General features: G+C 62.1%; 5 protein-coding genes. All 5 read right to left on the bottom strand.

Annotation, left to right across the window (positions count from 1 at the left end):
- Positions 1-238, bottom strand: a 238-nt coding sequence (locus FJ386_15165; protein ID MBM3878026.1) for a hypothetical protein, incomplete at its 3' end; no start/stop codon positions are given.
- Entirely contained in the window at positions 235-1686 is a 1452-nt protein-coding gene (locus FJ386_15160; protein MBM3878025.1) for a deoxyribodipyrimidine photo-lyase, read from the bottom strand. The genes FJ386_15160 and FJ386_15165, both read right to left, overlap by 4 nt.
- The gene (locus FJ386_15155; protein MBM3878024.1) at positions 1683-2114 is read right to left on the bottom strand and encodes a tryptophan-rich sensory protein; all 432 of its coding nucleotides are present in this window, start codon (positions 2112-2114) and stop codon (positions 1683-1685) included. The genes FJ386_15160 and FJ386_15155 overlap by 4 nt, the downstream gene beginning before the upstream one ends.
- Before the next feature lie 35 nt (positions 2115-2149).
- Complete coding sequence (locus FJ386_15150; protein ID MBM3878023.1) at positions 2150-3391, bottom strand: pyrrolo-quinoline quinone; 1242 nt, start codon at positions 3389-3391, stop codon at positions 2150-2152.
- 123 nt (positions 3392-3514) lie between these two features.
- Positions 3515-4180, bottom strand: a 666-nt coding sequence (locus FJ386_15145) for a phosphomethylpyrimidine synthase (GenBank protein MBM3878022.1), incomplete at its 5' end; no start/stop codon positions are given.

Here is a 4180-nt window from a genome sequence, read left to right as displayed (position 1 = left end):
TCATCACTTGCACGCCTTTGGCCCACGCGCGTTTGGTGAGTTCGCCCTGCACTTCGAGTTCGCCGAATTGCTTGGTGGCCGTCCGCAAGGACTCGTTGGCGTCGGCAATCGAGCCGGGACGCAGGCCGTCGCGAAGATGCCGATTCAATGGCAGGTGCGGCTCGCACTTCAATTCAACTGGGTTGAAACTTTTCAAATTCAACTCGCGGTAAAATTTTCCGTGAACTCGGCCAGTCAAGACTTGCGCGACCTGATTCGCGCGAACGCCTCCAGCGCCACCTCGCGCGCGATGGCGTGGCTGACGACGGGTTCAGGATAATCGCGGCCGAGTTCAATGCCAGCCCTGCGGAGAATTTCCTCCGGCGCTTTGTCGGGTTGATGAATCCATTTTGGCGGCAGCTTCGCCAGCTCCGGACACCAGTGACGGACGTAATCGCCGTTCGGATCAAATTTCTCGCCCTGGCTGACCGGATTGAAAATACGGAAGAACGGCGCGGCGTCCGCCCCGCAACCTGCCGTCCACTGCCAGCCCAGCGTGTTCTGGGCGAGGTCGGCGTCCACAAGCGTATCCCAAAACCATCTCGCGCCCTCCTGCCAGTCAATCAGCAAGTCCTTCACGAGGAAGCTGGCCACAATCATCCGCACGCGATTGTGCATCCAGCCGGTCGTCCACAACTCGCGCATCCCGGCGTCCACGATGGGAAAGCCCGTGCGGCCACGCTGCCACGCCTTGAGCCAGGCCGTGTCTTTGCGCCACGGGAACTTCTTGAAATCGGCGCGCAAGGGTTCGATCGGCGTGTGCGGAAAATGGTAGAGCAGATGGTGGGCGAATTCGCGCCAGCCAAGCTCGGCCAGAAACTGCGAGCCACGCCATTGCGCGACGGCCAGCCCGCGCTTCGCCGCCATCGCCCTCAATCCCTGCCACACCTGGCACGGACTGATTTCGCCGAAGTGCAGATGCGGCGAGAGGCGCGACGTGCCGCCGACATCCGGCCGGTTGCGTTGCTCGGAATAATTTTCGAAATCACGTGTGAGAAATTGTCTCATTGCAGCCGCTGCTCCAGCTTCGCCCGGTTGCCAGGCGGCGCGAAATCCTTCCGCCCATTGGATGCGCGGTTCGAGTTCCAGTTCGGCGAGCGCAAGTGATTTCGGCCAGCGCGCGGGCGAGGCGAGGCGTTTTGGCGCGGGCTTCGGCTCGACGGGATCAGGCTTCGTCAGGCAATGCCGCCAGAATGGCGAGAAGACTTGAAACGGTTTGCCGCTCTGGTTCTGGATCGTCCACGGCTCGTGTAACAGCGCCGCGTTGAAGCTCTCAACCGTTACACCGTCGTGACGCAACGCCTCCTTCACTTTCGCGTCGCGGGCCATGACAGCAGGTTCGTAGCGGCGATTCCAAAACACGGCTGACGCGCCGGTTTCCTTCACCAGCGCCCGCAGGGTTTCGAGCGTCGGCCCGCGCCGGATCACCAGCCGCGAACCGGCTTTGCGCAGACTGGCCTCCAACGCCGCCAGCGATTGATGCAGCCAACACCTCGACGCGCCGCCCGGTTGCCACGGAGCTTCCTCCTCCGGCGACCAGATGAACACCGGCACGACCGGCCCGCCGCGCTCAATCGCCGCGCGCAAAGCAGGGTTGTCCGCCAGGCGCAAATCTATCCGCAACCAGACCAGGGTTGTTCCACTCATTGATTCAGTCTCCAGAGTTCAAAATTCAGCACTGCGGCAAAGCTCACCCACGCCAGGTAGGGCACGAGCAGCCATGCGGCAACGCGGCTCACGGGCCGAAACGCGAACAGCGTCGCAACGATGGCCAGCCAGAGAAGCACGATTTCTGCGAACGCCACCCCCGGCCAATGCAGACCAAAGAACAGTGGCGTCCACGCGGCGTTGAGCGCGAGCTGCACGAGGAACATCGTGAGCGCACGTCGCTGCGCCGCGAATCCGCCGCGACGCCACACGAGCCACGCCGCCACCGCCATCATCGCGTAAAGCGCCGTCCACACTGGACCAAAAATCCAGCCGGGCGGATTCCATGAAGGCTTTCTCAACGATGCATACCATTCGCCGGGCATCGCAAAAATGCCGAGCGCAGGCGCAACAAAACAGATCGCCATCCAGCAGAACAGGCCTGCCGCCTGTGCGCGCCAATTCACGGCTGCGCCGCTGCCTTCTGCCAGCGATACGCCACGAGCGCGTTGAGTTCGCGAACGATGATCCCGTCATCGGCCACGGCGAGGTGTGCCCACGTTTCTTCCTTCGTGAGTTTGCGCTGGTCGAGCAGGTCGAACTTCTCCCCGTTCGCGCGTAGAAGGAACAGTTGCCCGCGCTGGTCGAGCGCGAGGATGCGGTCGCGCTGCGCCACGAGGCTCCAGTATTTGCCGAATGACTGACTGCTGGTCCACAACTCGCGTCCCGTCGCGATCTCGATCGCCATCGCGCGCTGGCTCTTGAGATGGGTGTAGGCCACGCCGTCCACCACCACGGGTGTGCTCATGTAGCCTTGCGATTTGTGACGCCATGCTTCGCTCACGCTGAACTTGCCGTCGGCCTGCGAGACTTTGAATCCGATCGTTTTTCCGCCGTAGGTGCTGGTGAACAGGATGTCGCCGTGCGCCACGGGCGTCAGGATGTTCATGCCGCGAAACGCCTCGACGGATTGCTCCCACAGGACTTTCCCGTCCGCGGGATCAACGCCCGCAAGCTTCTCGCGCGTCTGCACGACGAGCTGGCGCTTTCCCGCGAGCGTCGCGAAAATCGGTGACGAGAACACGCTGCCCCACATGCCGCCGGCGTCCTTCAGGGTGCGCCAGATCATTTCGCCGGTGCGTTTGTTCAATTTCACGAAGCTCGCGCCGGCTTGCACATAGACTGCGTCGCTCCCGACAAGCGGCGAACAGACAAAGCCGAAGTCGGGCACGGGTGCCTCGAGCTGCTTCACAAAGTCGAAGCGCCAGCGTTCCTTCCCGGTCGCGATGTCGAGGCAGACGAGCAAGTCGCGCATCCCCGCCACGAACAGGCTCTCGCCGTCGCTCGCGGGCGTGGCGCGAATCCAATCGCCGTTGGACTTCGCGAAGAACGGCACGCTCAACGAGCCGTCCCACTGCGTGCGCCAAAGCTCCTTGCCCGAATGCCGGTCGAACGCGGTGACGACCTCGAATTTCCTGTCTTTCGTCTCGGTGGTAAAAACGCGGTCGCCAACGATGATCGGGCCGGAATAACTCGGGCCAAGTTCGACGCGCCAGAGTTGTTTGAGGTGATTCGCGTCGAGTTTGTCGGGCCACGCCGGGCCCGCAAACTGCCCGTCGCGCTGCGGCCCGCGCCACTGCGGCCACGGAGATTGCGCCGCCGCCTCAGCGAGGCAAACGAAAGTGAGAGTGACAGCAAGGAGCATGGTTTTCATCGCAGCGATACTAGCACGAGACCCGAGGGTGGCATCGGCGCCGGCAGTCGGCTAACCGCAGTTCCGCGAAGCGCCGGTACATGGGACGGTGATGATTCGATTTACACTTATCTCTCACGCCTTCGCGTAAAGCTCCGCACCCTTTTCCGTGAACTCGCGGGACTTTTCTTCCATGCCCTTCTTCAGCGCTTCATCCTCGCTCATGCCTTGTTCGGCGGCGTATTTGCGGACGTCTTCGGTGATCTTCATCGAGCAGAAGTGCGGGCCGCACATTGAACAGAAATGAGCCGTCTTCGCTCCGTCTTGCGGAAGCGTCTCGTCGTGAAATTCTCTGGCCGTCACCGGGTCAAGGGACAGATTGAACTGGTCTTCCCAACGGAACTCGAATCGGGCTTTGGAAAGGGCGTTGTCGCGATACTGCGCGCCCGGATGTCCTTTCGCCAAATCCGCCGCGTGGGCCGCGATTTTGTAGGCAATCACGCCGTCCTTCACATCTTTTTTGTTGGGCAATCCCAAATGCTCTTTCGGGGTCACGTAACACAACATCGCGCAGCCATACCAACCAATCATCGCCGCGCCAATGCCGCTGGTGATGTGGTCGTAGCCGGGCGCGATGTCGGTGGTGAGCGGCCCGAGCGTGTAGAACGGCGCTTCGCCGCACCATTCGAGTTGCTTGGCCATGTTTTCCTCGATCATGTGCATGGGCACGTGGCCCGGGCCTTCGTTCATCACTTGCACGCCTTTGGCCCACGCGCGTTTGGTGAGGTCGCCCTGCACTTC

The organism is Verrucomicrobiota bacterium, from assembly GCA_016871675.1.
Taxonomy (GTDB): Bacteria; Verrucomicrobiota; Verrucomicrobiia; order Limisphaerales; family VHCN01; genus VHCN01.
The sequence above is the reverse complement of the archived record's forward strand: the minus strand, read 5'-3'. Positions and strand labels throughout refer to the sequence as shown.